The organism is Levilactobacillus zymae DSM 19395, from assembly GCF_001434115.1.
GTDB classification, from domain to species: Bacteria; Bacillota; Bacilli; order Lactobacillales; family Lactobacillaceae; genus Levilactobacillus; species Levilactobacillus zymae.
This window is the reverse complement of record NZ_AZDW01000051.1, coordinates 64,025-88,594: the sequence shown is the minus strand read 5'-3', so window position 1 is coordinate 88,594 and position 24,570 is coordinate 64,025. Positions and strand designations below refer to the sequence as shown.

Here is a 24,570-nt window from a genome sequence, read left to right as displayed (position 1 = left end):
CACCCCTAGTTTTTCCGGCGCAGGGCACTCACGAAGAACCCGTCCGTATCGAAATCGTCGGGATAGATCGCTAAGGTGTCCGTATCCCGGTCGGCCTTAACGTTCTTCGTGGTGGTGACCCGCACACTTTCAAAGTTATCGTGGGTCGCCAAGAACTGGGCCACCACGTCGGCATTTTCGGTGTCCAGAATCGTGCAGGTACTGTAGACCAGTAACCCGTTACGCTTCAGTTTCCGGCTGACGGCGTCTAAGATGGCCAGTTGAATGGTTTGTAAGTGTTGGCTGTCTTCCGGCGTCTTGTCGTAGCGGATCTCGGGTTTCCGGCGAATCAGGCCAATCCCGGAACACGGCGCGTCCACCAGGATCTTGTCGAAGGTCTGGTTAGCAAACTTTTGGTCCACCTTGCGGGCGTCTAACGCCATGGCGTTGACTCGGTCGGCGACCTGTAGCCGTGCGGCGTTGCGGGCAATCAGCTTGACCTTCTTGTCGTGCAGGTCGAGTGCCGTGACCTGGCCCCCCTGATTGGGATCTAAGGCCGCCGCGATTTGGGTGGTCTTACCCCCCGGGGCCGCACAGGCGTCTAAGACCTGGTCGCCGGGTTGGATCTGTAAGGCTTCGACCGGCAACATGGCGCTTTCGTCTTGAATGGTCATTTGGCCCTGGTTAAAGAGCTCGCTACGGCTGGCGGGTTGCCCGTCTAGCCGTAACCCGGCACCGGCAACCTGACTTTCCTCGACCGAGAAACCGGCGATTTCGAGTTCGGCCTTAGCCTCGGTCTTGGTGGTTACCGCGGTGTTGACCCGCACGGATTGGGCGGCGGGCTGGTTGATGGTCTCTAAGATGCTAACGGTCTTATCCTCGCCCAGTTGGTCGCTCAAGCGAGTGACCAGCCATTCGGGCATCGAATAGGTCACGCTCAACCGCTTGAGCGGGTCGCTGATCTTAGCCACGTCGGGTACGCCTTCGCGGTCGATAGCGTGTAAGACCCCGGTGACGAAGCGGCGAATGCCTTCGTGGCCGTGGTCCTTGGCGTACTGGATGGCTTCGTTAAAGATGGCCCGGTTAGGAATCCGGTCCAGGTACAGCATCTGGTACAACGCCACTAAGAGGACGTTTTCCACCCAGGGTTCGAGCTTTTCGCCGGGCTTCACAAAACTGCGCAGGTAATAATCCAGCGTCAAGCGGTGTTGGATGGTCCCGTAGACCAGGTTGGTCAACAGGCGCCGGTCCGCGTCGTTTAAGTCGCTGTGCGCGATGGTCTTATCAAGTTGTAAGTTGGAGTAAGCGCCGTTAGCCACGCGGGTCAAACTTTCTACGGCTAAGGAACGTGCGTTATCGATTGTCATTATTCAGCCACCTGTTCGCCCACTGTGAGCGCATCCGTTGAACCGTTCAGAAAGTCCGTGACACTTAACTTGGGCTTCCCGGCCGGTTGTAGTTCGTCAATTGCCAAGACGCCGTTCTCGCCGGTCGCAATGGCCAAATGGTGCTTGTCCTTGCTGACCAGTTGGCCCGGCTTGAGGTCGGTCGTCTGATCCAAGACGCGGACCTGCCACAACTTGGTCCGCACCCCGTTAAGGTAGATGTGGGCCGTCGGGAATGGCCGCAACGCGCGGACCTTGCAGTCGATCAGATGGGCGCTCAAGTTGAGGTCGACCCGTTCTTCGTTCGACTTGATGGTCGGCGCAAAGGTCACCAGCTGGTCGTCTTGCTTGACCGGGGTGATCTCGCCGGCCAGTAACTTCGGCAGCGTCTCTAATAAGAGATCCCGGCCCAGGTCACTGAGTTTGTCGAACATGCTGCCCACGTCGTCTTGGTCCGTGATGGGAATGGCGCGCTGGGCTAAGACGTCGCCGGCGTCCATTTTCTTTTCCATAAACATGATGGAGACCCCGGTTTCCTTGTCGCCGTTCATGATGGCGTAGTGTACGGGGGCCCCGCCGCGGTACTTCGGCAGTAAGGAGGCGTGGACGTTGACCGCCGCGACCTTGGCCGCCTTGAGCAACTTGGTCGGTAAGAACTGCCCAAAGGCCGCCGTGACGATCAAATCCGGCGCCAGGTCGATGGCCCGCGCGAGTTCGGGACTACCGCTTAACTTAGCGGGTTGTAAGACCTCTAAGCCGTTAGCCACGGCCACCTGTTTAACGGGTGAGGCGGTCAACACGTGCTTGCGGCCCACGGGACGGTCGGGTTGGGTGACGACGGCTAAAACGTCGTAGTCGTGGTCGATTAAACTTTGTAAGATGGGCGCGGAAAATTTCGGCGTCCCCATAAAGATCACTGAAGTCATTTTGACACCATACTTTCTTAAATTAAGGAGCTACATAAAGTTCATGGGTTCGGCATCGATGGTCACGGCTAAGCCGCGAGCGGCGCGCTGGGACCCCTGCCGAATCTGGTCTAAGACCGCTTTTAATCGCGGTTCGTGTTTATACTTGATGACTACTTGATAATAATACTTCCGCTTGACCCGCGCAATCGCTTTGGGCGTCGGGCCCAGCACGATGGCTTGGTCGCTTAGGCCCTGCTTCACGGCCGCTAAAATCTGGTACATCGCCTTAGCCGCGACCTGTTCGTCTTCGTGACTGGCCGTCAGCTGGATGGCGTAGTAGTACGGCGGGTAGTTGCCCTGGTGACGCATGTGCATCTCGGTCACGAAGAACCGTTCGTAGTCCTGCGTCTGGGCCAGCTGGATGGCGTAGTGGTCCGGGTTAAAGGTCTGAATGTAGACCTCCCCGGGTTTCTCGGCGCGACCGGCCCGACCACTGACCTGCGTCAGTAGTTGGAAGGTTCGTTCACTGGCCCGAAAGTCCGGTAACCCCAGCGCGGTATCGGCGTTGAGCACCCCGACCAGCGTCACGTTAGGGAAATCCAGTCCCTTGGCGATCATCTGGGTCCCCAGCAAGATATCGGCGTCGTGCCGACCAAATTGCTTGAGCAACCGTTCGTGGGCGCCCTTCCGCCGGGTGGAATCCACGTCCATCCGTAAGATGCGGGCAGCCGGCAGGCGCTTTTGTAAGGCCTCTTCGACCTTCTGCGTCCCGGTGCCGTAATAGCGGATCTTGCGGCTGTGGCAGTTGGGGCAGACCTGCGGCACGGCTTCCTCGTGGCCACAATAGTGGCACTTCATCAGCCGCGGATTGACGTGGTAGGTCAGCGAGATGTCACAGTTCGGGCACTTCAAGACAAACCCGCAATCCCGACACATCATAAACGACGAGAAGCCCCGGCGGTTCAGCATCAACACCACTTGTTCGTGGCGGTCGAGGCGCTCCTGGATGGCGGTCATCAGCGGCGCCGAGAAATCGTCGTCACCGCTGTGTTGCTTGACCTCTTCACGCATGTCCACGATGTGCACCGTGGGCAGCGGCCGGTGATTGATCCGGTGATCGAGCAGTAGCCGGGTATACAACCCCTTAGCCGCCCGCGCTCTGGTCTCTAGTGACGGCGTGGCGCTGCCTAAGACCACCGGGCAATCGTGATACCGACCACGCCATAGGGCCACGTCGCGGGCATGGTAACGCGGATTTTCGTCTTGCTTGTAGCTACTTTCGTGTTCTTCGTCCATGATGATGAGGCCCAAGTGGTGGATCGGGGCAAATACCGCCGAACGGGCGCCGACCACCACCGTGGCCTCGCCGCGGTCGATGCGGCGCCATTCGTCATACTGTTCTCCCTTGGACAAGCCACTGTGCAGGACCGCCACTTGGTGGCCGAACCGCGACTTCACGCGGTTGGTCATCTGCGGGGTCAACGCGATCTCGGGCACCAACATTAACGCGCTGCGGCCCTGTTTCAAGGCCGTAGCGATGCTTTGCAGGTAGACCTCCGTCTTCCCGCTCCCGGTGACGCCCTCAACCAAAAAGGTCTGCGCGTCATGCTGGGTCACCGCCGTGCTGATGGCGGTGACGGCGGCCTGTTGTTGGTCGTTTAAGGTCAACGGCTGGGTGGGAGCGACCGGTTGTTGGAACGGGTCGCGGTAGACCTCTAGTGGTTGGCGTTTGAGCCAGCCCTTGGTCTCGCCGGCCCGGATCACCTCGGCACTCACCCCGGCGTCCTTGATGACCTTGGCCTGGGGCACCGGCTGGGCCGGTAACCGTTGTAAATACGTCAACAGGGCCGCCTGCTTGGGTGCCCGTTTGGCTACGCTAGCCGCTAGTTCCTGGAGTTGGCTGGTCGGTAACGTGGTGGTGATGCCCGGCGTGGTCTTCACCGCCGCTCTGTCCTTGACCTGATAGGTCACCGTGACCTTACCCGCCTGCCGTAATTTCAACAGGCCGGATAACGTGGCCGCGTCGAGCTTGGTGCTGTCAAACTCGCGGGCGCCCCCGTCCGGAAAGTAGGTGGCTCGTTCCTGGGCCGTCAGCTCATCGGTGGGCGCAATTTCACGTTCCACCTGGGCCTTGAGCAGGTTAGGCAACATGGTCTGGATGCAGGTGATCCGAAAGGCATAGGTGGTGGTCGCCAGCCAATCGGCTAATTGTTGTAATTCTGAATTTAATACGGGGGCCAGGTCCAGCACCGCTTGAATCGGCTTTAACTGGCCCGCAAACTGCGTGTCGTCGGTAATCCCGACCACAAACCCCGAGACCACCCGGTGGCCAAAGGGGACCGTCACGCGCATCCCCGGTTGGAGTTGGTCGCGTAAAGCGTCCGGAATGGCATAGGAATAGGGCTCGTTGGTCTGCATGGTCGGCACATCGACGATCACTTGGGCGATTTGCGCCACAATACCGCCCTCATTTCTGGTTAAAGATTTCGGCCACGTGACTAATTAGTGTCGTGGCGATGGCCCGTTTACTGGTCACCGGCGTCTGGTCGCTATGCCCGTCGGCAAACAGGAAGGTCACCTGGTTATTGTCCCCGTTAAAGCCGATGTCGGCCCGGGAAACGTCGTTGGCGGCCAAGAGGTCCAAATGTTTCTTGGTCAGCTTCTGGCGGCCATTTTCGAGCAAATTCTGGGTCTCGGCGGCAAAGCCCACCACCACCTGGTCGGGGCGCTTGTTGGCGGCCACGGCCTGGAGAATGTCGGGGGTCTTCTTGAGTCGCAAGACTAACTCGTCGTTATCGGTGGTTTTCTTGATTTTCTGGTCCGCGGCCGTGACCGGTTGAAAGTCCGCGACGGCGGCGGCCATGACTAAGCCGTCGGCCGCCGGTAACCGGGTCAAGACGGCATCGGCCAACTCCTGGGTGCTTTCGATGGGCACCACGGTCACTCCACTGGGAACGGGCAACTTGGTCGGCGCCGTGATCAACGTCACGTCCGCTCCGGCCTGTTGGGCCGCCGTGGCGACCGCGTAACCCATTTTCCCCGAGGAATCGTTGGTCAAAAACCGCACGGGGTCCAGCCGTTCGCGGGTCCCGCCGGCCGTGACCAACAGGTGCTTGCCGCTCAGGGCGGTGGTCGTTTGGGCGTCTAACGGCAGCGTCGCCAATTGGCTCACGATGTCGGTGGGTTCCAAGAAGCGGCCCTGCCCGGCGTAACCTTCCGCCAATAAGCCGGTGGCCGGGGTCAGCACCTGCACGCCGTCGGCTAACAATTGTTGCCGGTTGCGCTGGGTGGCGGCGGCCTGCCACATGTGGGTGTTCATGGCCGGGACCACGACCTTGGGGGCCGCGGTCGCTAGCCAGGTGGCGCTGGCCGCGTCATCGGCTAACCCGTTGGCGAACTGGGCCATCAGGTTGGCCGAGGCCGGGGCGGCTAACGCCAGATCGGTCCAGTCGGCCAACTCGATGTGGTCGATTTTTCCGTCGGCGTGCCACCAGCCCGTATCGGTCAAGACCGGGGCCTTGGTCAGCGCCGCAAACGTTTCGGCGGTCACAAACCGGCTGGCCGCGGCAGTCAAGACCACTCGGACCGTGGCACCGGCACGTTGCAGTTCACGTGCCAACGCGGCACCCTTGTAGCTGGCCACGCTACCGCTGACGGTCAACGTGACGTGTTTATCCTGAAGCATCGCTAAACCTCCCATTCTGAACAAAAAGGCCAGATCACCCAACGGCAACCTGGTCTTTTCTCAGCCCCTAACTTAGGCGTTCAAATCCTTTTCGTCCGGATCAATCATCAAGGCACCGGCCGCAATTTCTTCTAAGGCCCGGCCGATGGTTTTCGGCGACTTGTAGTCGGTCAGCAATGGCTTAGCGCCGGCGTCCAATTCGTGGGCGCGCTTGCTGGCTAACATAATCAAAGAATACCGTGAATCCACTTGTGCTAATAAATCATCAACTGAAGGATAAAGTAGCATTGTCTATTCGTCTCCAATCATCTGTTCGTAATCCGGCATCACCCGGGTTACCCGTAACCGTTCACTGCGAATGATCATCTGAATGCGTTCGACGGCCTTGCTGACCTCGTCGTTGACCACGGCATAGTCGTAGTTGCGCATCATCCGAATCTCACCCACAGCCTTTTTGATCCGCTTGTTGATCACGTCCATGGCATCCGTGCCCCGACCAATCAAACGGTGCTTTAATTCCATCAAATCAGGCGGCGTTAAAAAGACAAAAACAGCGTCCGGGCAATTTGCTCGCACTTGCATCGCGCCATTGACTTCAATCTCCAGAAAGACGTCTTTTCCCTGATCGAGGGTCTCATTTACATATTTTAACGGGGTACCATAGTAGTTGTCAACATACTTGGCGTACTCGAGCATTTCCCCGTTCCGAATATTTTCTTCAAACTCTTCCTTAGAAACAAAATAATAGTCGACGCCATTAACTTCCCCTTTACGAGGTTTACGAGTGGTCATCGAAATGGAGTAGGAAAAGTCGGTCGCGCCCGTTTCAAAGAGCGCCTTGCGCACAGTTCCTTTACCGACTCCCGAAGGACCCGAGAGTACAATGAGCATTCCACGTTTCGCCATTGTCTAAAAATCCCTTCATTATTTGAATTCTAGTTCGACCGGCGCCGCGGTAGCGCGTCGCTGGCAATTAATCTATAGTTCACTATATTACCACTATTTAAGGTCTTATGGTGGGGTTCACCCCGGATTTTTCATAAAAAAACTTGTTCGGGAAAAAGCCTTGCATTTTAGAACGCACGTTCGTATAATGAAAATACAAACAAATGTTCGAGGTGATCAGCATGCAAAACTCAACTGCGACCCGGTTAACGACCTTAACCGAACGCGTCGCCACCGTTTATCAGGAACTTTTTAATGAATTACCCGTGATCAACGGTCAAGCCGTCTACCCACAAATGCCAGAATTTCAATTAACCTACTTCATTCACCAGGCGCTGAGTCGCCACTACTTTGTCCAACTCCAATTCAAAGCGGCGCCAGAAGTGGCACCGATGACGGTCAGCGGTCACCTCAAACAGGATGCGGCCGGCCACCTGATTTTACGCGCCCCGCAATTCACCACAATTGTCACGCCGGAGTTGCTCCGGTCCATTCAACGCGTTCAGAATTAACTTGGTAACTAAAAGTCTTGCTCAACACAACTGCGAGTGTGTTGAGCAAGACTTTTTTTAACACTATTAGACTCTTTAATTAGTCCCGGTTACGCCGCCATGCCGTGTAACTCAAGGCGCCCCCCAGTAGGAGGAACCCAATTAGCATAGCTCCCGCTAACTTTTGATCGCTAGTCTGTGGTAAGCGACTGACGGCCTGCTTACCGTGTGACCGAGTTTGTGGCGTGGTGGCGGCACCGCCACCCGTGGTGCGTTTAGCAGACGACGTTGGGGTGGAAGAATCTCCATCCCCGTTACCCCCAAAACCACCGTCGTTTACGGGCGTACTGGAAGCAGTACTGGTGCCAGAAGAATCGTTGGAACTCGATGAATTGCTAGAGCTAGATGAATGATCGGAATTTGATGAACTATTAGAATCCGATGGGTTCTCAGGAACCGTGGGCGTGCTGGAGTCAGGAACGATTGGGATGCTAGCGCCTGACGAATCCCCCGATGAAGAGTCACTTGGCGCTAATTGATCGACCACCTCAACCCCGGTCGTTGTTTGGCCCTTAATGGCCTGCACCTCAACTCGATAAGGTTGGGGATCGAGTTGATAGCCCGTTGGATTCTTCGTTTCAACATAATAATAAGTCCCCGCTGGCAACTTACTAAACGTTATTTTCCCATTTTCGTCCGTTGTGCCGGTTTTAGCTACCTTTCCTTGATTATCAAGTAACTCATATTCGGCCCCCGGTAACGGCGCATTCGTGTCTGCTGCATGCTTGGTCAGCACTAAACTTAAATTATCACCATCGTAATTACCATTGCCCCCCCATTTAACCACTTTATGGGCGATTGCTGGATTAGTCTCCGTTCCGGCACCATTGCCAATTTCACTCGTCCCACTCGCGCCGTGATCACTGATCAAACTGGCCGTATTGGTAAAACTACCATGACTAATATTGGGTAAATTGGTTACCGTCGTGGTGTAGGTAAACTCAACCTTATGTTGGCTGTTGCCAAAATCAAAAGTGACCCGTTGCCCATCCCCCGTCATTGGCGAGACAATGGTCTTGGGCAGCTCTTCATTGGCTGGCGAAACCATTTTAACGGAACCTTCATCAAACGACTGGTTAGCCCCTAACGTGTCCGTAATCGTCGTGGCGCCATAGTTTTCGTCATTCGGGTTAAAGACAATATCCCACGTCACCTGCGTCGGCACCTTTACATTCTCTCCATCAATTTTCTTGACGGTTTGACCGGATACCCAGCCATTTTTACCAATCACAAAGTCACCATGTTCAGTCCCACTGCCACCAGATGATTTCCCGGTGACGTTAACGGTTATTTGGCCTTGGCGATTAACCGCCGTGTTGTCCACCCCGTTAAACGTAATCGTACCGTTCTGGCTTTTAGTTTGATCTAACGTAAACTGACCAATTCCCTTTCCCGTACTTTGATTAACAATGGCAAAGCTCGCACTTCCACCCGCACTGGTTAGGGGTAAAGTCACCGTTGCCGTATCACCATCGTGAACTTTCAGGCCGTCGGGAATGCGCCAGTTATAAACAATTGTATAGTTTTGACCGGCTTCCAAAGTATCACTATTCGCGATTGGCGTGGTCACCCCGTCCTCAGCAATGGTCGTCGTTGCCGCATCCGCCGTTAGTCCTGACAGTTGCGACGTCAGATCTGCCGCCTGAGCCCGAACGGTTCCCCCCGCAAAAATAGTCAATAAAAACATAACTAAGCCTAAAATCAGTAAGTTTAGTTTCTTCCGCATACGCGTTACCCCTCTTCAACGATTTGTTACATCTTATGCTTTCATTATAGCTCAATGGTAGTAATCGTTTAAGAGTAAATTCGTTAACAATGAAAAATAATTTGTTAACGAAAAGTACCGCCCACTAACGATTGTTAGCGGACGGTATCGTTTACCGTGTCTAATTAGCGGAACGTTTGGCCTTGGCTTCGTCGGCCAGCGTCAACAATTCGTGCGCGTGTTCGACGGCCAACTTGGTGACCTGGGTGCCGGCCGACATCCGGGCCAGTTCATCGATGCGTTTAGCCGCGTTCAACCGCGTCAACTTAGTTTCCGTGCGGTCGCCCACGATTTGCTTAGCGATAAAGAAGTGGTGGTCGGCCATCGCCGCGACCTGCGGCAGATGGGTGATGCACAAGACCTGGGAGTTTTGCGCGATGCCACTAATCTTTTCGGCAATCGCCTGGGCCACCCGGCCACTGACCCCGGTATCCACTTCGTCGAAGATAATGGACGTGACGCCTTGGGATTCCGAGAAAATCGTCTTGAGCGCCAGCATGATCCGGGATAGTTCCCCACCGGAAGCAATCTTGGCGAGGGGCCGCATGGCTTCGCCGGGATTGGTCCGCAGGTAAAATTCCACCTGGTCCAGACCGGTACTCAACAACGGGTGCCCCGTGGGCCGGTCGAAGTGGACCGCAAAGACGGTCTTGGCCATGTACAGGTCGGCCAATTCGTGATGGATCGCCGTGACCAGGTGCTTCGCCGCGGCCTGGCGCGCCGTGCTCAGCTGTTCCCCAATAGCCTGCAACTGGGTCTCCTGGTCGCTCACTCGGTCCTCTAAGTCGTCGGCCGTTTCGTCGGTGGCTTCCATCTGCTTTAATTCCGCCGCAATTTGGTCGTAGTACTTCAAGACCTGAGCTTCCGAGTCGCCGTACTTATACTTCAACTGGTTGATGACCTCTAAGCGCCGCTCAATCTCATCCAGCCGGCCCTCGTCCCACTCCAGCGAGTCCAGTTGCGACGACACGTCGCCCACCGCGTCGCTTAACGTGTAGTAGGCGTTTTCTAGGCTGGTCGTAATCTGTTTGAACTCCGGCGACAAGTCGGCGATCTCCTGCATGGCCTGCAGGGCACTACTCAACTGGTCGTTGACCCCCGGGACCGTGTCTTCCCCGGTCAAAATGACCTGGGTGCGCTGCAACGCATCGTTGATCTTCTGGAAATTATCCAACCGGTCGCGTTCCGCCACCAGCGACGTTTCCTCGCCGGGTTGGAGTTGGGCCGCTTCAATCTCGTTGACCTGAAACTTCAACATATCGAGGTGTTGAGCCCACTCCTTCTCGTTGGCCCGCCGATTTTCCAGCGTAGCCTTCAATTTTTTATAGGCCCGATACAACTCCTGATACTGCTGGCGTAACGTGGCGACCTGAGTGCCGGCAAATTCGTCGAGCATCCCCAGGTGCTTATCCGGTTGCATCAGTTCTTGGTGTTCGTTTTGCCCGTGGATGTCCACGGCGGTCTCCCCGATGCGCTTGAGCGTACTGGTATTGACCAACATGCCGTTGACCCGACAGACGTTGCGGCCGTTGGCGTGAATCTCGCGTTGGAGGATCACGCTGCCGTCGTCGTGGTCGATCCCCAGGTCGTCTAAGACGTGGTAGGTCACCCCGTTTTCCGGAAAGACGAAACTTCCCTGGATGACGGCCTTACTGGTCCCGGTCCGCACGAAGCTCGCCGACCCGCGGCCCCCCGCGAGGAGTCCCACGGCATCGATGATGATGGATTTCCCGGCCCCGGTTTCCCCGGTCAACACGGTCATCCCGTTTTTAAAGGTCACGTCGAGGTGATCGATAATCGCAAAATTTTTAATGGACAGCTCTTGTAACACGTTTTGGCCCCCTATAAACTAAACGACCACCGCTACGTCGTCAGCGGAAGCTGGTCGTGAGTCGTGGTCGTTTCTGATTAATCCGCAAGCATGCGGTCAATCGTCTTTTCCAATTGTAAGGCACCCTGATGGGAAACACAAATCGTTAAGACCGAGCCGTCATCGCCCACCGTGCCAAAAATAAAGTCGTAGCGCATCTGGTCCAACAGTGACGCAATCACCGGGCCGTTACCGGGCAAGACCTTTAAAATTGTAAACTGGTCCTGCACGGCAAAGGAGACGTAGGCGTTGCGCAAAGTCCGTTGCAATTTTTTCTGCGTATCGATCTTCTTTTGCACCGGTAAACTATAACGGTAGCCCCCGGATTCGGCCGGTAGCTTGACCAGTTGCATCTCCTTGATGTCCCGGGAAATGGTGGCCTGCGTGACGTGAATGCCCTCCGCGGCCAACAGGCTAACAAAGTCCTCCTGCCGTTCGATCTCGCGGGTCGTCAACAATCGCTTCAACAACTGTTGTCGTTCTTGCTTCTTCATACCTAGCCCCCCTTAGCTGCTAAAAAATGCATAAACCTATCATATACCAGCACTAAGGAATTGGAAAGCATATTCTCATAATTTTCTCATAGTCTATTGTTTCAGGCGCTCATAGGCTGCCGTTACGGTCTGTTCCACCGAAACGTTATGCGCACAAACTGCATTTTTATCAACCGAGCGTAAGTGGATCAAAAATTCGATGTTGCCTTCGCCCCCCTTGATGGGCGAAAAGTCTAAGCCTAAAACGCTGTAACCGGTCTGCAGAGCAAAGTCGATGATGCTTTGCACCACGGCCACGTGTACGGCGCGGTCGCGGACGATGCCGTGGGCGCCGACCTGGTCGCGATCCGCCTCGAACTGGGGCTTGATCAACGCAGCCACGTCACCACCGACCTTTAAAATGGCCTTCAGTGGTGGCAAGATCATTTTCAGCGAGATAAACGACACGTCGATCGAGGCAAACGCCGGTTGACCGTGAGTAAAGTCGCTCAACTTACTATACCGAAAATTGGTATGCTCCATCACGATGACCCGGGGGTCCTGCCGGAGTTTCCAGACCAACTGGTTACTGCCAACGTCCAGCGCGTAACTCAACTTCGCGCCGTTTTGGAGCATCACGTCGGTAAAGCCGCCGGTCGACGATCCGATGTCTAAGACCACCCGATCGGTCACGTCGATGCCAAAGACCTCGAGGGCCTTGGCCAACTTGAACCCGCCCCGCGACACGTAGGGCAACGGGTGACCCTTGCGGTGCAGTTCCGTGTCGATGGGCACCAGCGACCCCGGCTTGTCCAACCGTTCTTCGTTATTGCCCAAAATCTCACCGGCCATCACGGCCCGTTTGGCGTCATCGAGGTTCTCGTAGAGGCCCTGTTCCACTAATAAATCCGCAACTCGTTTCTTTTTCATTTCTGCACCCGATCCGTCTTGAAGTAACTAAAGAATGCGGCCAACAGCGTGGCGTCCTGATCGGCCGGTAAGTCCGCTAAGGCGGCCTGACCCGTCGCAATCGTATCGATCAACGCCTGGTTAGCCCCCACCAAGCCGAGTTTCCCCGGGTAGGTGTTCTTGGCCTCGCCGGCGTCCTTTTGCGTGGCCTTGCCCAGTTCGGCGGGCGTGGCGACCACGTCTAAGATATCGTCGTAGATCTGAAAGGCTAGCCCGAAGGCGTCGGCGAACCGTAAGTACGGTGCCCACTGTGCCTGCGAGACCCGGCCCAAGATCAACCCGGCCTGGACCGCGTAGTGCAGCAGCGCCCCGGTCTTTTCTTTATGCAGGGTCCGCAACTGGGCCATCGGCAGATCGACGTGTTCGGACTGGATGTCGCGCGCTTGGCCGGCCACCATCCCGTTGGGCCCGGCCGCGTGGGCCAGGCCACTCACCAGCGCCGCCTGCACGTTAGCCGGGAGCGCCGTGGCCGTTAGCCACTGAAAGGCTAGCGTCAACAGGCCGTCACCGGCCAACGTGGCCATCCCCGCCCCGAACTTCATGTGGTTGGTGGGTTCGCCCCGCCGCAACGGATCGTTATCCATCGCGGGCAGGTCGTCGTGAATCAGCGAATAGGTGTGCAACAGCTCTAAGGCCATCACGGGCCGCCAATCGCGCTCCTCATCAAAGGTACCGCCCACGGTGGTCAACGTCGCCACCGTGAGTAACGGCCGCAAGCGTTTGCCTCCCGCCAATAACGAGTAGGTCATCGCGTCGGCTAACCGGGCGTCCGTGGTGTCTTCTCTGACGGCGGCCGCCAGCGGCGCGTTCAACCGCGGCACCCAGAGTTGTTCAAAGTCACTGAGGCGTTGACGGGCCTTACTTGGCATCCGAAGCGCCCCCTTGTGGCGTTTCAAACGGCACTTCTTGGTCGTCGTCCGTCATCATGGTGGTCAACGTTTTCTCGGCGTCCTGCAGCGTGGTCTGGAGGTCCTTGCTTAACGCCACGCCCTTTTGAAATTGGGCTAAGGCTTGTTCCAACGGGACGTCGCCCTTTTCCAATTGGGCCACGATGTTTTCTAAGGTACTCAAGTTTTCTTCAAAGGTTGGTTGTTGTTCAGTCATGATTTTCCTCCGTTGCTGGTGTAATGGTCTTAATCTCCGCACTGGCCGTCCCGTCGCTCAAATGAATCGTTGCGGGGCCCGGCTTCAACGCCGCCGTCTGGCGAATGATCTGGTCGTCTTGGGTCACGTAGCTGTACCCGCGACTCATGATCTTTAAGGGACTCAAATAATCTAGGCCGCTGGCTAGCTGGGCCACGTGGGTCTCCTGGGCCGTCAGATACCGGCGCATCTCGGTCTGTAAGCGCGCTTGGGTCTGCTGGACCGTTTGTTGGGCCTGGTGGATCCGCGGTAACGGCGACTGGCTGGTCAACCGCTGTTGGGCCAGCTGGGTGCGCTGCTGCCAGGTCTGCAATTGCGTGTGCATCTGCTGGGTCAGTCCCTGTTGGGCCCGGTCCAAGCGCTGCACGTAGGTTTCGTACAAGCGCTGGGGTTGCCGGAACACGTAGGCGCTGAGTAGCTGATTGAGCCGCTCCTGCTGGAATTTGATGCGGTTAGCCATCGCGTTGACCAGGCGGGTGCGTTGCTGCTGGAGCTTGACCAGTTCGTCGCTGAGGACCGGCACCGCCAGTTCAGCCGCCGCAGTGGGCGTCGCGGCCCGCACGTCGGCCACCAGATCGGCGATCGTGGTGTCCGTTTCGTGGCCGACCGACGAGATCACGGGCAGTTGGCTGGCCGCAATCGCGCGGGCCACCGCCTCCTCGTTAAACGGCCAGAGGTCTTCGATGGACCCCCCACCCCGACCGATGATCAGGGTGTCAAACGTGCCGTTGGCGTTCGCCCGTTGAATCTGTCGGACGATGTCGGCCGCTGCCTCGTTGCCCTGAACCAGCGCCGGGTACAACACGATTTGGGCGATCGGATAGCGCCGCCGCGTCGTGGTGATGATGTCTCTGATCACGGCCCCACTGGGACTGGTCACCACCGCGATGCGTTTGGGAAACCGGGGCAACGGCCGCTTGGGCGCCGTAAACAGCCCCTCTTGGGACAATTGTTTTTTCAGTTGTTCGTAGGCCTGATAGAGTTGGCCGACCCCATCGGGTTCCATGCGTTCCACGTAGATCTGGTAGCTGCCACTGGGTTCGTACAACGAAATGCGGCCGACCACCAGGACCTTCATCCCGGTCTCCGGGGTGAATTTTAATTTTTCAAACGCCGAGCGAAACATGATGGCACTAATCTTGGCGTGGTCGTCCTTGAGACTAAAGTACTGGTGGGCGTGCGGCCGTAACCGGAAGTTCGAGATTTCACCGGTCAAATAGACCTTGCCCAGGTACGGGTCCATATCAAATTTACGTTTCAAATACTGGGTCAACGCTGTGACCGTTAAGTAATCAGTTGTTGCCACGTTGCTCACTCCACTCACATAAATCAACCGTTTGTTGCATCAACGTTGCGATGGTCATGGGACCCACCCCACCGGGAACCGGCGAGATGGCGCTGGCCACGTCCTTGACGGCTTCAAAGTCGACGTCGCCGGTCAACTTGCCGTCGGCGCCGCGGTCCATGCCCACGTCGATCACGATGGCGCCCGGCTTGACGTCCTTAGCCTTGATCAGGTGGGCCACCCCGGTCGCCACCACCAGCACGTCGGCCATGGTGGTCAGCTCACTGATTTGTGGGTCGTGCCGGTGGGTCACCGTCACACTCATGTCCGCGTTTAACAGTAACGCGCTCATCGGCCGCCCCACGATGTTACTCCGGCCCACGACCACGGCGCGTTTGCCGGATAGGGGCTGGTGGAGACTCTTGAGCATGGTCATGATGCCCTGCGGCGTGCAGGAGACCGGGTAGTGCCCCGGCAGATTGCCGAAGAGCCGACCGGTGTTCAACGGGTGAAAGCCGTCGACATCCTTAGCTGGATCGATGGCGTTAAAGATGGCCCGTTCGTTCAGGTGGGCCGGTAGTGGCGACTGCACTAAGATTCCGTGTACCGTGGGGTCGGCGTTGTAGGCCGCCACCACGGCGAGGAGTTCCGTTTGGGTGATGGTTTCGGGGAGTTCCCGGACCACCGAGCGAATCCCCAGTTGGCCCGCCTTGCGGTGCTTATTGCGCACGTAAATGGAACTCGCGGGGTCCGATCCCACGATGATCACGGCCAATCCCGGGACCACGCCCGTTTGCGCCAACCGGGCGACCCGGTCACGCGTTTGGGCGTTGAGTGTGCGTGCAAGTTGCTTTCCATCGATAATCGTTGTCATGTTGCGAACTCCCCCATTATGGTTAAAATTGACGCGGTAACGGGCCTGCCGTTATCCGCCAGATGCGATTAGGTCCAGTGTACCCCCGATTCACGGGACGACTTAATTGAATCTGCCAACTACTTGTCATAGGTAGCGGCTATCAGGAACAACTCCTGGGGCATTCGCCAAAGTCATAGCTCAATTTTAGCATATTTGCCCGGAAATGCCCTAGCGTTCTTCCCGGAAAACCATGGGTCCCCCGCCGCGGCGCAAAATAAAGCGAATGCAAAAACGACCACCGCGTTTGGCGGTGGTCGTTCGGTTAAATCCTAAGGTTAGGCTGGTGCGTCGTCCGACGAGCCGGTTGCCTCGTCATCGTCCAACGTATGGGCCAAGACCCCGTTGATGAAGCGGCGGGACCGGTCGTCACTGAAGTTCTTGGCTAATTCCAAGGCTTCGTTGACGGCTACCCGGTTCGGCACAGCTTCGACGTGGTCGATTTCGAAAAAGGCCATGCGTAAAATGACCAAATCGGTCTTCGCAATCCGTTGCAGTTGCCAACCTGCGCTCAGGTACTGGTCAATCTGCGCGTCCAGTTCCCGTTGGTGGTCTAAGACCCCGGTCACTAACGTTTGCAGGTAGTCGGGTACCGGCACAATCTGGTCGGGGTCGTCCGTTAATACTCGCTGGTACAACGCCTCTTGATCGGCGTCGCCATTGGCATTGAGGGCGAATAGCATCTGAAACGCCCGCTCCCGAATTTGATGTCGTGTAAGTGTCACGATTGCTCACTGTCTCCTTCATCTGGCTGGTTGAACAGGTGATCAGGATCGACCTGCTGCGCCGTCTTTTCGGGAATGACGCCTTCCACGTGAACGTTGACTTCACGCAAGTCAAGGTCCGTCATGAACAACAATTGTTGCTTCACGCTATCTTGAATGGCTAAAGCAACCTTGGGAACGGCGACACCGTAATTCAAGTAAACGTAGACGTCCACGGCGAGTTCATCACCATCAAACGTCAACTTCACACCCTTACCGTGTTCCTTACGTCCAAAGAGTTCGTTGACACTATTGGCCAAAGAGCCCCGCATCCGCGCAACGCCTTCGGTCTGACTAGCCGCAATGCCGACAATGATTTCAAGCACTTGTGGCGCGACTTCAATCTTCCCCAAGGCCGGTTCCTTTGATTCTAAAATGATATTCGTATCTTCTGCCATTCGTTGACCCTCCCTTACAGGTTAAACTTTGGTTCAGCCAGATAACCCCTAGGCCCGTGAAATGTAGGTCGAGTCTTGGGTGTTGATGGATAACTTGTCGCCTTGGTTAACGAAGAACGGCACTTGAACGACTAAGCCCGTGGTCATGGTTGCTGGCTTGGAGCCACCAGAAGCCGTGTTCCCCTTGATACTTGGTTCCGTCGAAGCAACTTCCAAGACCACCGTATTGGGCACGTCGATCCCCAAGACTTCGGAATTGTATTGAACCAAGTCCACGTTCATGTTTTCTTGCAAGAATGGGAGTTGGGCCTTGATCTTTTCGTCGGGAACGGAGATTTGTTCGTAGTTGTCCGTGTCCATGAAGACCCGGCTGTCGCCGTCTTCGTACAGGTATTGCATGCTGCGCGTTTGGATGTCCGCTTGTTCCATCTTAGCGCCGGCCCGGAAGGTCTTTTCTTGCACGGCACCGGTCCGTAAGTTCTTCAGCTTCGTCCGAACGAACGCGCCACCCTTACCTGGTTTAACGTGTTGGAATTCCAAGATCCGCCAGATTGCGTGATCCACTTCGATGGTCAAACCGTTTTTAAAATTAGCAGTAGAAATTGCCATAATATTGTCAGCCTCCTAAAAGATGTCTTCTTTATAATATCAATTCTTCCCCCTAAAAAGCAAGACAGGGGGTTAGTTTACAAGATAATTAAATTCCGGGGCACCGTGGTCAGTTCCCGGTGGCCGTCAGCGGTCACCAGTAAATCGTCCTCGATGCGGATCCCGCCTTGATTCGGGAAGTACACGCCCGGTTCCACGGTCACGACCTGGTTTTCCGCCAACACGTCCGGCCAGTTGCGACCGATGTTCGGACCTTCGTGGATGTCCAGCCCGATGCCGTGGCCGGTCCCGTGGATAAAAGCGTCGCCGTACCCCTGAGCGGTCAGGTAATCGCGGCCGAGCTGATCGAGTTGCCCGCCCGTCACACCGGGCCGGACCGCCGCCTTAATGGTCTCTTGGGCCGTTTGAACGGCTTGGTAGGCCTGCTTAAGAAAGGTGCCGGGATCGCCCAGGGCCACCGTGCGGGTCAGATCAGAGGTGTACCCGTCCACGTAGAAGCCGCAGTCGATGGTGACCAGTTCGTGAGCCGCTAACACCTTATCGCTGGCCTGACCGTGGGGCCACGCCGAGCGGACGCCACTGGCCACGATGGTGGGGAAGCTCTCCCCGCTGGCGCCGTGGTCTTGCATCCACCGGGTCAACCACAGTGCGGCCGCGCGTTCCGTCATCCCGGGACGCAGGACTTTAAACAAGGCTTGAACCCCCTGGCTGGTTAACGCCGTGGCCTTTTTAAGGGCCGCCAGTTCGTCAGGTTCCTTGATCTGCCGTAAGTGGTCCACCACGTTGGCTAGGGGCACCGGATCGGCCGTGAGGTGTTCGTCTAGCCAGGCGAACTCCCGTAAGCTTAGCGTGTCTTCTAACCCCAAGACCGTGGCGTGATCGGCCTGCAAAACGTCGTTGACCGCCTGCAGGTAATTGCGGGTGATCACCAACGGCACGTCCGGAATCGTGGTGCTCAGCTCGGTTTGATACCGCGCGTCGGTGATGAACACCACCCGGTTGGCCGTGACCAGTAGGTACCCGTCGCCGGGCAACACGCTGGTCCCCACCAGATACCGCTGATTACTCGGGGCCTGAACCAAGAAACTGTCGATACTCAAAGCCGTGAACTGGGCGCGTAACCGCGCAATGCGTTCTGCCATCGTACATCCCTCCTCAAGGTTGTGAAGCAAAAGAAGAGCTCAAAGCGAATTGGTCTCGCCTCAAGCTCTTCAGTCGTACGAGGAAAACCTCGTGATTATTTAGCTGCTTCTTCGGCAACTGGGTAAACGGATACTTGACGCTTGTCCCGGCCTAAGCGTTCGAATTTAACGACGCCCGCAACCTTGGCAAACAACGTATCGTCACCACCGCGACCAACGTTGACACCTGGGTAGATGTGCGTTCCGCGTTGACGGTAAAGGATTGAACCACCGGTTACAGTCGAACCGTCGGCAGCCTTCGTCCCAAGACGACGACCAGCAGAGTCCCGACCGTTAGCAGTGGACCCACCACCTTTATGGTGAGAGAAGAATTGTAAGTTCATGTTCATCAGCATTTGATTCACCCCCGTAGGTTTATTCGGTGACCTCGTTAAAGGTAACGAAGTCTTCATAATTAGTCGCGACGTCCCGTAATCCATCCGCAAAACTCTGGAGTAACGTTTGTCCCTTAAGTTCAGCCGTTGCTTCCAGCTTTGGTGGCAGGTGAACTTCCAGAAAGCCTCCCGCCTGATCACGATTATCGACGGTGACCGGAATCTTAGCGATTCGTTGTAACCCGTTGACGGTCGTGATCGCAAGCACCGAAACTGCGGCACAAACGATGTCCTGACCATATTCGCCGGCATCGGCGTGGCCAGTGATTTGAAATGAATCGATTCGATCGGATCCGTGATGGATCGTAGCGTGAATCATCCGGACTCGCTCCCTTTTAAACTTTAGGCTTTAGGCGTTGATGGCGTCAATGACAACCTTGGTGTATGGTTGACGGTGACCCTTCTTCGTGTGTTGGCCCTTCTTTGGCTTGTACTTGTAAGTGACAACCTTCTTTTCCAGACCCTGCTTTTCAACAGTCCCGGTAACAGTTGCGCCATCTACAGTTGGCATCCCAATCTTTGGCGTTTCGCCGCCGACAAAAACGACTTGGTCAAAAGTGACCTTAGCGCCGGCCTCAACGTTTAACTTTTCGACGTAAACAGCTTGGCCTGCTTCGACCTTGTACTGCTTACCACCAGTTACGATAATTGCGTACATCTATGTGCACCTCCTTATAATTAAAGACTTAGACTCGCCGAAGACAAGTGACCGGTTTCCCGGTACTTAGGAGCTTGTTCCGAGCGGTTGCAGCTGTGGGAAGTCCACAAATACAACATGAAAATTGTACTGGAAACCCCTGAGGTTGTCAAGGATTATTTTGAAACGGCGATTTTCCACTACTCACCCAGCCAAAAACAGGTCGGGGCGTCCGTCCCGACCTGTTGTCACTAGTAATCCGACGCTTGACGGTCTAAATTGACCTGCCGTTTGGCTTCGTACGCCGCCTGGATTTCGTCTTGACTGAAGCCTAAATCGACGAACCCCCACTTGAGGAACAGGCGCCAAGCGTGCCGATAATCGTCCTGCCGGTGGTCAAAATGACTGTTAAATAGCATGCGTTTTAAAATTAAGTATTGTTGGTCGAGGTCCTTGGCCGGCCGACTCTTCTCCAGCGTCATCAGGTCTTCTTCGGTCAACATGACCAAATGCGTCCAGGTCTTCTTGGCCGCCACTAATAAGAAGAAGTCCAACGCGTCCGTGTATTCGGTCAATAGCGTTTCTCTGGCCGTCTTGCCGGCATCGGCCTTCCCCCGGTGGGTCTTCCAAACCTTGAACCATTCGGAGGTGTTGGCCACCTCGGCCAGTTCAACGTCCAGCGCCACGTAGGCGTTTTCGATTTGTCGCGGCCGGGAGAGCTCGATGTCACGTTCCTGGGTGATCTGCTCGTCTAGCGCGATCGATTGCTGGACCAATTTAGCAAGTTGTAACACGTCAATTCCTCCTAGCTAAAAATCAACGGATCCGACACGATTTCCAAATCGTCGAGGTTTTCTAAGTACCAGTCCCGCATGAACGGGTAACGCAATAAGATATCGAACCAGGAAACCTTCTGGTCGTCGTCGTGGACCGTTAAGACCCATTCCGGCTGACCTTCCAGCTGGTTATTGAAGATATCGACCACCACGTTTTTGTCGAGTTGAATCTGCGCGCCGTTGCCGTTCACGCCGTTGGTCAACATGTAGTCGTTCTTGGCCGCCGCCACGAACAACCGGTCGACCACGCCCGCCGGCAAATCAGCCGACCGCACGGCGTAGTTTTGCTGGTTGGCCGCGTCTAGCACGTTAAAGTCCACGGAATACCCGTAGTCTTCCTTCAGGTACCGGGCAAAGTCGACGAGGATCTGCACGGACGCCTTGACCGTATCGGCGGGCACCGTGTCGTGCAGATCAATGATGAACAACTGGGTCAACGCGTGGCTATTGAACCGAAACATCTTCCGCTCGAGGTTCAGGTAGAACAAGGATTGTCCCGTTGCCCGTTCCCGGTAAAAGACGCCCCCGTTTTCGGAGGTCTCCACCCGAAAACTAAAGGTCCCCCGGTCACCCAACGGCGTTAATTGCTGCGTCAGTTCCTCGTGGTGGTCGCGGGATTGGACCATCACGTGCTTGCCCTGGTCGTGTAGTTCCAACATCCGGGACATGAACAACAGGTAATAATCCGCGTTACTGTACTGGTGCGGGAAGGTCACGTAATCCGAATCCAACTTAAAGTCGGCCAGCTGGGTGGCGGCCGCGACTAATTCGTCGGCGTCGTGGGTCTTGATCAACTGGTCCATTAATTTGGTAAACGTTAGGCCCGTCTCCAGGCCACTCTTAATGGCTTCGTTGTAGTTGAGCAACCGACCACTCGTGGTCAAAGTCGACGGATCATTTTCGTTAATCATTCGTCTTCACCCCGCCTTCACTCTTGCCAATCAAGCTGTTCAGGTAGTCCGCGTAGAGACTTTGGTTGTGCGCTTCGAAGTGTTCGAAGTCGTCAAAGGCATCCCGAATACTCTGCTTTTCGTAGTTCAAGATGGTGTCTTCCTTCGAGAGGACCAAAATCTTGTCGTCGTTTTCCTTGATGGCCTTGTGGGCGTTTAAGGCCTTTTCGTCTTGGTCGGCCAATTCGGTCAGCTGATCCACGATTTGTTGCCGTTCGTCCTTGATCTTACTGGTATCCCACGGCATACTGCTCTTTTGGCTGTTTTCCTTGAGCTGTTCGCGCAACTGGGTCTTCTGGTTATCCCGCACGGACTGCGCGTCCATCAGTTTCTGTAAGGCTTCGCTTTCGCTAGAAATCTGCTCGATCTTGGCGGTGTTCAACCGTTGGTGTTGGGCTTCCAGTTCAAACGAGCGTTGTAATTTTTGATATTCCGTTTTGTCGAAGTTAAACCGGACGTTGACCACGTCCAAATCCCCGAATAAGCGCCGGTCCCACCAGTTCCCAAAGTAAATGTGGAACCGCCCGGTCGTGTATTCTTCGTAGTAGAAGAACGGGTACACGTGACCCAGGTAGTCGATCAGGTTATCGCTCAGATAGTGACTGATCTGCGGGTGAATGTTATCGACCAATTCGGCTAAATGGTTAACGGTTCTTGCGGCGCGGGTTTTCTTGATTTCCTGATAGTAACGGGCCTGGTCAAGCAATTCGTACACTTGCCGGTCGTCACCATGTTGAACCGCTGCCTGTAACGTGCTCAAGTAATCGAGTTTGTTGGCGATTGCCTGGGTTAAGACGTCGGCAGCACTTGCTTGCTGTTCTTGATTTTCCATGAATTATCCCTCATTCTCGTGTTCTTAGGCACTGCCGTGAACATTGGTTATACGTTTATGTTACCAAAAAAACGCGGAGAATAAAGCAGTTTGCGCGAATTTTGGTTAAAAACAATACTTTTTTTATAATCGCTTTGATGGCCCGGAATTTCCCAAAAAACCGTTGAGAACCCGAGGGTTCCCAACGGTTGGGTGACACTAGTTTTAAGTTTTGACGCGGGATTAGTACAGTTCCAGGTACTGGTCGCGTTCCCATTCGGAAACTTGCGTCCGGTAGGAATTGTATTCCAGGTTCTTGGCTTCGATAAAGCTTTGGTAGAGGTGGTGGCCCATCGCGTTACGCATGACCTCATCGGCCGCCAAGTCCTTCAACGCGTTGTGCAGGGTATCTGGCAGGTTGGTGATGTGGTTTTCTTGCCGTTCTTCGGCGTCCATCCGGTAAATGTTCCGGTCTACGGCTTCTTGAGGCGCTAACTTGTTCCGTAAGCCGTCCAAGCCGGCTTCCAGGACCGCGGCAATCGCCAGGTAAGGGTTAGCTGCCGGGTCAACGCTCCGTAGTTCCAACCGCGTGGACAAGCCCCGTGAACTTGGGACCCGAATCAGTGGGGACCGGTTGGAGCCGGACCAAGCCACGTAAACGGGCGCTTCGTAGCCGGGCACTAACCGCTTGTAACTGTTGACGATTGGGTTACAGATGGCCGTGAAGCTCCGGGCGTGCTTCAATAACCCGCCCAGGAAGTGGAACGCATCTTCGGACAGCTGCATGTTCCCCTTTTCGTCGTAAAAGGCGTTGCCCTTGTCGTGGAACAGCGACATGTTCAAGTGCATCCCGGACCCGTTGATGCCGGCTAACGGCTTCGGCATAAAGGTCGCGTACAAGCCGTACTTCCGGGCGATGGTCTTGACCACCAGCTTGAAGGTCTGAATGTTATCGGCCGCCGCTAAGGCATCCGCATACTTAAAGTCGATTTCGTGTTGGCCAGGGGCCACTTCATGGTGCGCAGCTTCCACGTCAAAGCCCATTTCTTCCAGGGTCAAGACGATTTCTCGCCGGCAATTTTCCCCTAAGTCCATCGGGGCCATGTCGAAGTAACTGCCCTTATCGTTCAATTCCGTCGTCGGTTTCCCGTTTTCATCCATCTTGAATAGGAAGAATTCTGGTTCGGGCCCGATGTTAAAGTCGGTGAAGCCGGCCTTGCGCATGTCGGCTAAGACCCGGATCAAGTTGTTCCGCGGATCGCCTTCAAACGGCTTGCCATCCGGCGTGTAGACTTCACAGATGACCCGCGCGATCTTGCCCCGTTCCGTACTCCACGGGAAGATCATCCACGTGGACAGGTCGGGGTACAGGTACATGTCACTTTCTTCAATCCGGACGAAGCCGTCGATGGACGACCCATCAAACATCAGCTTGTTGTCCAGTAACTTCCCTAATTGACTAATTGGGACTTCCACGTTCTTAATCGTGCCGAATAAATCCGTAAACATCAGCCGTAAGAACTTGACGTCCTCGTCTTTGGCCATCTGTCGAATATCATCCTTGGTGAATGCCGGTTTTGCCATTCGAATCGCTCCCTATCAAAATTTTATGCCCAAGTATCCATGACTTATAGAGGTCGGCGTTGATCTAAGCCGTTTTGGGTGTGCCCTAAGCCGCCCTGACGAATAAACTCATCTTGCAAAATGCGGCGAACGTCCGCGTCCGTGAGTGGCCGTTCCTGCGCCGCTTTACGCGCGGCCGCAGCTTTGGCCTGTTGGTCGTAGATGGCTTTGATGCCCGCCACGTTCACCCCGTCGTCGAGGTAATCCTTGATTTCTAACAACCGGTCAACGTCGTTTAGCGAATACATTCGTCGATTGCCGTCGTTACGTTGCGGGGTCACTAACCCCTGTGCTTCGTAGTAGCGGATCTGCCGGGCCGTGAGACTCGTCAATTTCATAACGGTCCCGATCGGCAACACGGCAAGCGACCGCCGGAGTTCTTTTCCTTTCAACTTACCGGCCCCCTTCAACTATACCGATATCATACCACGCCACCGAAGGGAGTCAAGACATGATGTTACGTTTTGTGACATCCACGGTGGAATTCCGGCAATC

The 24,570-nt window shown here is 55.6% G+C and carries 27 protein-coding genes and 1 other annotated feature; of the genes, 1 reads left to right on the top strand and 26 read right to left on the bottom strand.

All coding sequences use genetic code 11. The features are described 5' to 3' along the window. Nucleotides 1–5: 5 nt before the first annotated feature. The 6 genes from rsmB to gmk all read right to left on the bottom strand — a co-directional run bounded on the left by rsmB (nt 6) and on the right by gmk (nt 6,863). The gene (gene rsmB, locus FD38_RS11325; protein WP_057734298.1) at nt 6–1,346 is read right to left on the bottom strand and encodes a 16S rRNA (cytosine(967)-C(5))-methyltransferase RsmB; all 1,341 of its coding nucleotides are present in this window, start codon (nt 1,344–1,346) and stop codon (nt 6–8) included. Continuing rightward, nucleotides 1,346–2,290 carry a methionyl-tRNA formyltransferase gene (fmt, locus tag FD38_RS11320; protein ID WP_057734296.1) on the bottom strand — a complete coding sequence of 315 codons (945 nt, stop codon included), beginning with the start codon at nt 2,288–2,290 and terminating at the stop codon, nt 1,346–1,348. Before fmt ends, rsmB begins: the two co-directional genes overlap by 1 nt. 30 nt (nt 2,291–2,320) lie before the next feature. Next, a complete protein-coding gene (gene priA, locus FD38_RS11315) occupies nt 2,321–4,729 on the bottom strand; it encodes a primosomal protein N' (protein ID WP_057734294.1) in 2,409 nt (802 codons plus the stop codon). 10 nt (nt 4,730–4,739) lie between these two features. Continuing rightward, the gene (gene coaBC / locus FD38_RS11310; RefSeq protein WP_057734293.1) at nt 4,740–5,957 is read right to left on the bottom strand and encodes a bifunctional phosphopantothenoylcysteine decarboxylase/phosphopantothenate--cysteine ligase CoaBC; all 1,218 of its coding nucleotides are present in this window, start codon (nt 5,955–5,957) and stop codon (nt 4,740–4,742) included. 72 nt (nt 5,958–6,029) lie between these two features. After that, complete coding sequence (gene rpoZ, locus FD38_RS11305) at nt 6,030–6,245, bottom strand: DNA-directed RNA polymerase subunit omega (RefSeq protein ID WP_020089007.1); 216 nt, start codon at nt 6,243–6,245, stop codon at nt 6,030–6,032. A gap of 3 nt (nt 6,246–6,248) precedes the next feature. Further along, nucleotides 6,249–6,863, bottom strand: coding sequence for a guanylate kinase (gene gmk, locus FD38_RS11300; protein ID WP_057734291.1), 615 nt, complete (start codon nt 6,861–6,863; stop codon nt 6,249–6,251). 221 nt (nt 6,864–7,084) lie between these two features. Between gmk and FD38_RS11295 the strand changes: the two genes are divergently transcribed. Next, nucleotides 7,085–7,414 carry a hypothetical protein gene (locus FD38_RS11295; protein WP_057734400.1) on the top strand — a complete coding sequence of 110 codons (330 nt, stop codon included), beginning with the start codon at nt 7,085–7,087 and terminating at the stop codon, nt 7,412–7,414. 79 nt (nt 7,415–7,493) lie between these two features. Here the strand turns inward: FD38_RS11295 and FD38_RS11290 are convergent, their stop codons facing one another. From FD38_RS11290 to FD38_RS11195, 20 genes are all read right to left on the bottom strand, one after another. Then, a complete protein-coding gene (locus tag FD38_RS11290) occupies nt 7,494–9,179 on the bottom strand; it encodes a SpaA isopeptide-forming pilin-related protein (RefSeq protein WP_057734289.1) in 1,686 nt (561 codons plus the stop codon). Nucleotides 9,180–9,339: 160 nt separating this feature from the next. After that, nucleotides 9,340–11,049: a DNA repair protein RecN gene (gene recN / locus FD38_RS11285; RefSeq protein WP_057734286.1), complete on the bottom strand. Its 1,710-nt coding sequence runs from the start codon at nt 11,047–11,049 to the stop codon at nt 9,340–9,342. A gap of 77 nt (nt 11,050–11,126) precedes the next feature. After that, on the bottom strand, nt 11,127–11,582 hold the full coding sequence (locus FD38_RS11280) for an arginine repressor (protein WP_057734284.1): 456 nt from the start codon (nt 11,580–11,582) through the stop codon (nt 11,127–11,129). A 93-nt stretch (nt 11,583–11,675) separates the two neighbouring features. Continuing rightward, a complete protein-coding gene (locus FD38_RS11275) occupies nt 11,676–12,491 on the bottom strand; it encodes a TlyA family RNA methyltransferase (protein ID WP_057734282.1) in 816 nt (271 codons plus the stop codon). Next, nucleotides 12,488–13,399: a polyprenyl synthetase family protein gene (locus FD38_RS11270; RefSeq protein ID WP_057734280.1), complete on the bottom strand. Its 912-nt coding sequence runs from the start codon at nt 13,397–13,399 to the stop codon at nt 12,488–12,490. Before FD38_RS11270 ends, FD38_RS11275 begins: the two co-directional genes overlap by 4 nt. After that, the gene (locus FD38_RS11265) at nt 13,389–13,634 is read right to left on the bottom strand and encodes an exodeoxyribonuclease VII small subunit (RefSeq protein ID WP_057734278.1); all 246 of its coding nucleotides are present in this window, start codon (nt 13,632–13,634) and stop codon (nt 13,389–13,391) included. Before FD38_RS11265 ends, FD38_RS11270 begins: the two co-directional genes overlap by 11 nt. Continuing rightward, entirely contained in the window at nt 13,627–14,916 is a 1,290-nt protein-coding gene (xseA, locus tag FD38_RS11260) for an exodeoxyribonuclease VII large subunit (RefSeq protein ID WP_235806475.1), read from the bottom strand. The genes FD38_RS11265 and xseA overlap by 8 nt, the downstream gene beginning before the upstream one ends. Nucleotides 14,917–14,965: 49 nt before the next feature. After that, nucleotides 14,966–15,832 (bottom strand): bifunctional 5,10-methylenetetrahydrofolate dehydrogenase/5,10-methenyltetrahydrofolate cyclohydrolase, encoded by an 867-nt coding sequence (locus FD38_RS11255; protein WP_057734274.1) that lies wholly within the window; start codon nt 15,830–15,832, stop codon nt 14,966–14,968. Between the two features lie 317 nt (nt 15,833–16,149). Continuing rightward, the gene (gene nusB / locus FD38_RS11250; protein ID WP_057734272.1) at nt 16,150–16,596 is read right to left on the bottom strand and encodes a transcription antitermination factor NusB; all 447 of its coding nucleotides are present in this window, start codon (nt 16,594–16,596) and stop codon (nt 16,150–16,152) included. Further along, nucleotides 16,593–17,033 (bottom strand): Asp23/Gls24 family envelope stress response protein, encoded by a 441-nt coding sequence (locus tag FD38_RS11245; protein ID WP_057734269.1) that lies wholly within the window; start codon nt 17,031–17,033, stop codon nt 16,593–16,595. The genes nusB and FD38_RS11245 overlap by 4 nt, the downstream gene beginning before the upstream one ends. Before the next feature lie 48 nt (nt 17,034–17,081). Next, entirely contained in the window at nt 17,082–17,642 is a 561-nt protein-coding gene (gene efp / locus FD38_RS11240; RefSeq protein ID WP_057734267.1) for an elongation factor P, read from the bottom strand. Nucleotides 17,643–17,719: 77 nt separating this feature from the next. After that, nucleotides 17,720–18,784, bottom strand: coding sequence for a M24 family metallopeptidase (locus FD38_RS11235; protein WP_057734265.1), 1,065 nt, complete (start codon nt 18,782–18,784; stop codon nt 17,720–17,722). Nucleotides 18,785–18,879: 95 nt separating this feature from the next. Next, complete coding sequence (gene rpmA, locus FD38_RS11230) at nt 18,880–19,179, bottom strand: 50S ribosomal protein L27 (RefSeq protein WP_011667706.1); 300 nt, start codon at nt 19,177–19,179, stop codon at nt 18,880–18,882. 19 nt (nt 19,180–19,198) lie between these two features. Beyond that, entirely contained in the window at nt 19,199–19,537 is a 339-nt protein-coding gene (locus FD38_RS11225; protein WP_057734263.1) for a ribosomal-processing cysteine protease Prp, read from the bottom strand. Nucleotides 19,538–19,567: 30 nt separating this feature from the next. Further along, on the bottom strand, nt 19,568–19,876 hold the full coding sequence (gene rplU, locus FD38_RS11220) for a 50S ribosomal protein L21 (protein WP_057734261.1): 309 nt from the start codon (nt 19,874–19,876) through the stop codon (nt 19,568–19,570). A gap of 20 nt (nt 19,877–19,896) precedes the next feature. Further along, nucleotides 19,897–19,975, bottom strand: a sequence feature (ribosomal protein L21 leader region). Nucleotides 19,976–20,106: 131 nt separating this feature from the next. Then, nucleotides 20,107–20,649 carry a dUTPase gene (locus tag FD38_RS11215; RefSeq protein WP_057734259.1) on the bottom strand — a complete coding sequence of 181 codons (543 nt, stop codon included), beginning with the start codon at nt 20,647–20,649 and terminating at the stop codon, nt 20,107–20,109. An 11-nt stretch (nt 20,650–20,660) separates the two neighbouring features. After that, nucleotides 20,661–21,602, bottom strand: a complete 942-nt coding sequence (locus tag FD38_RS11210; protein ID WP_057734257.1) for a hypothetical protein — start codon at nt 21,600–21,602, stop codon at nt 20,661–20,663. After that, on the bottom strand, nt 21,595–22,473 hold the full coding sequence (locus FD38_RS11205) for a hypothetical protein (RefSeq protein ID WP_057734255.1): 879 nt from the start codon (nt 22,471–22,473) through the stop codon (nt 21,595–21,597). Before FD38_RS11205 ends, FD38_RS11210 begins: the two co-directional genes overlap by 8 nt. 222 nt (nt 22,474–22,695) lie before the next feature. Beyond that, complete coding sequence (gene glnA, locus FD38_RS11200) at nt 22,696–24,036, bottom strand: type I glutamate--ammonia ligase (RefSeq protein ID WP_057734253.1); 1,341 nt, start codon at nt 24,034–24,036, stop codon at nt 22,696–22,698. A gap of 44 nt (nt 24,037–24,080) precedes the next feature. Then, nucleotides 24,081–24,467, bottom strand: a complete 387-nt coding sequence (locus FD38_RS11195; RefSeq protein ID WP_057734251.1) for a MerR family transcriptional regulator — start codon at nt 24,465–24,467, stop codon at nt 24,081–24,083. Nucleotides 24,468–24,570 lie beyond the last annotated feature (103 nt).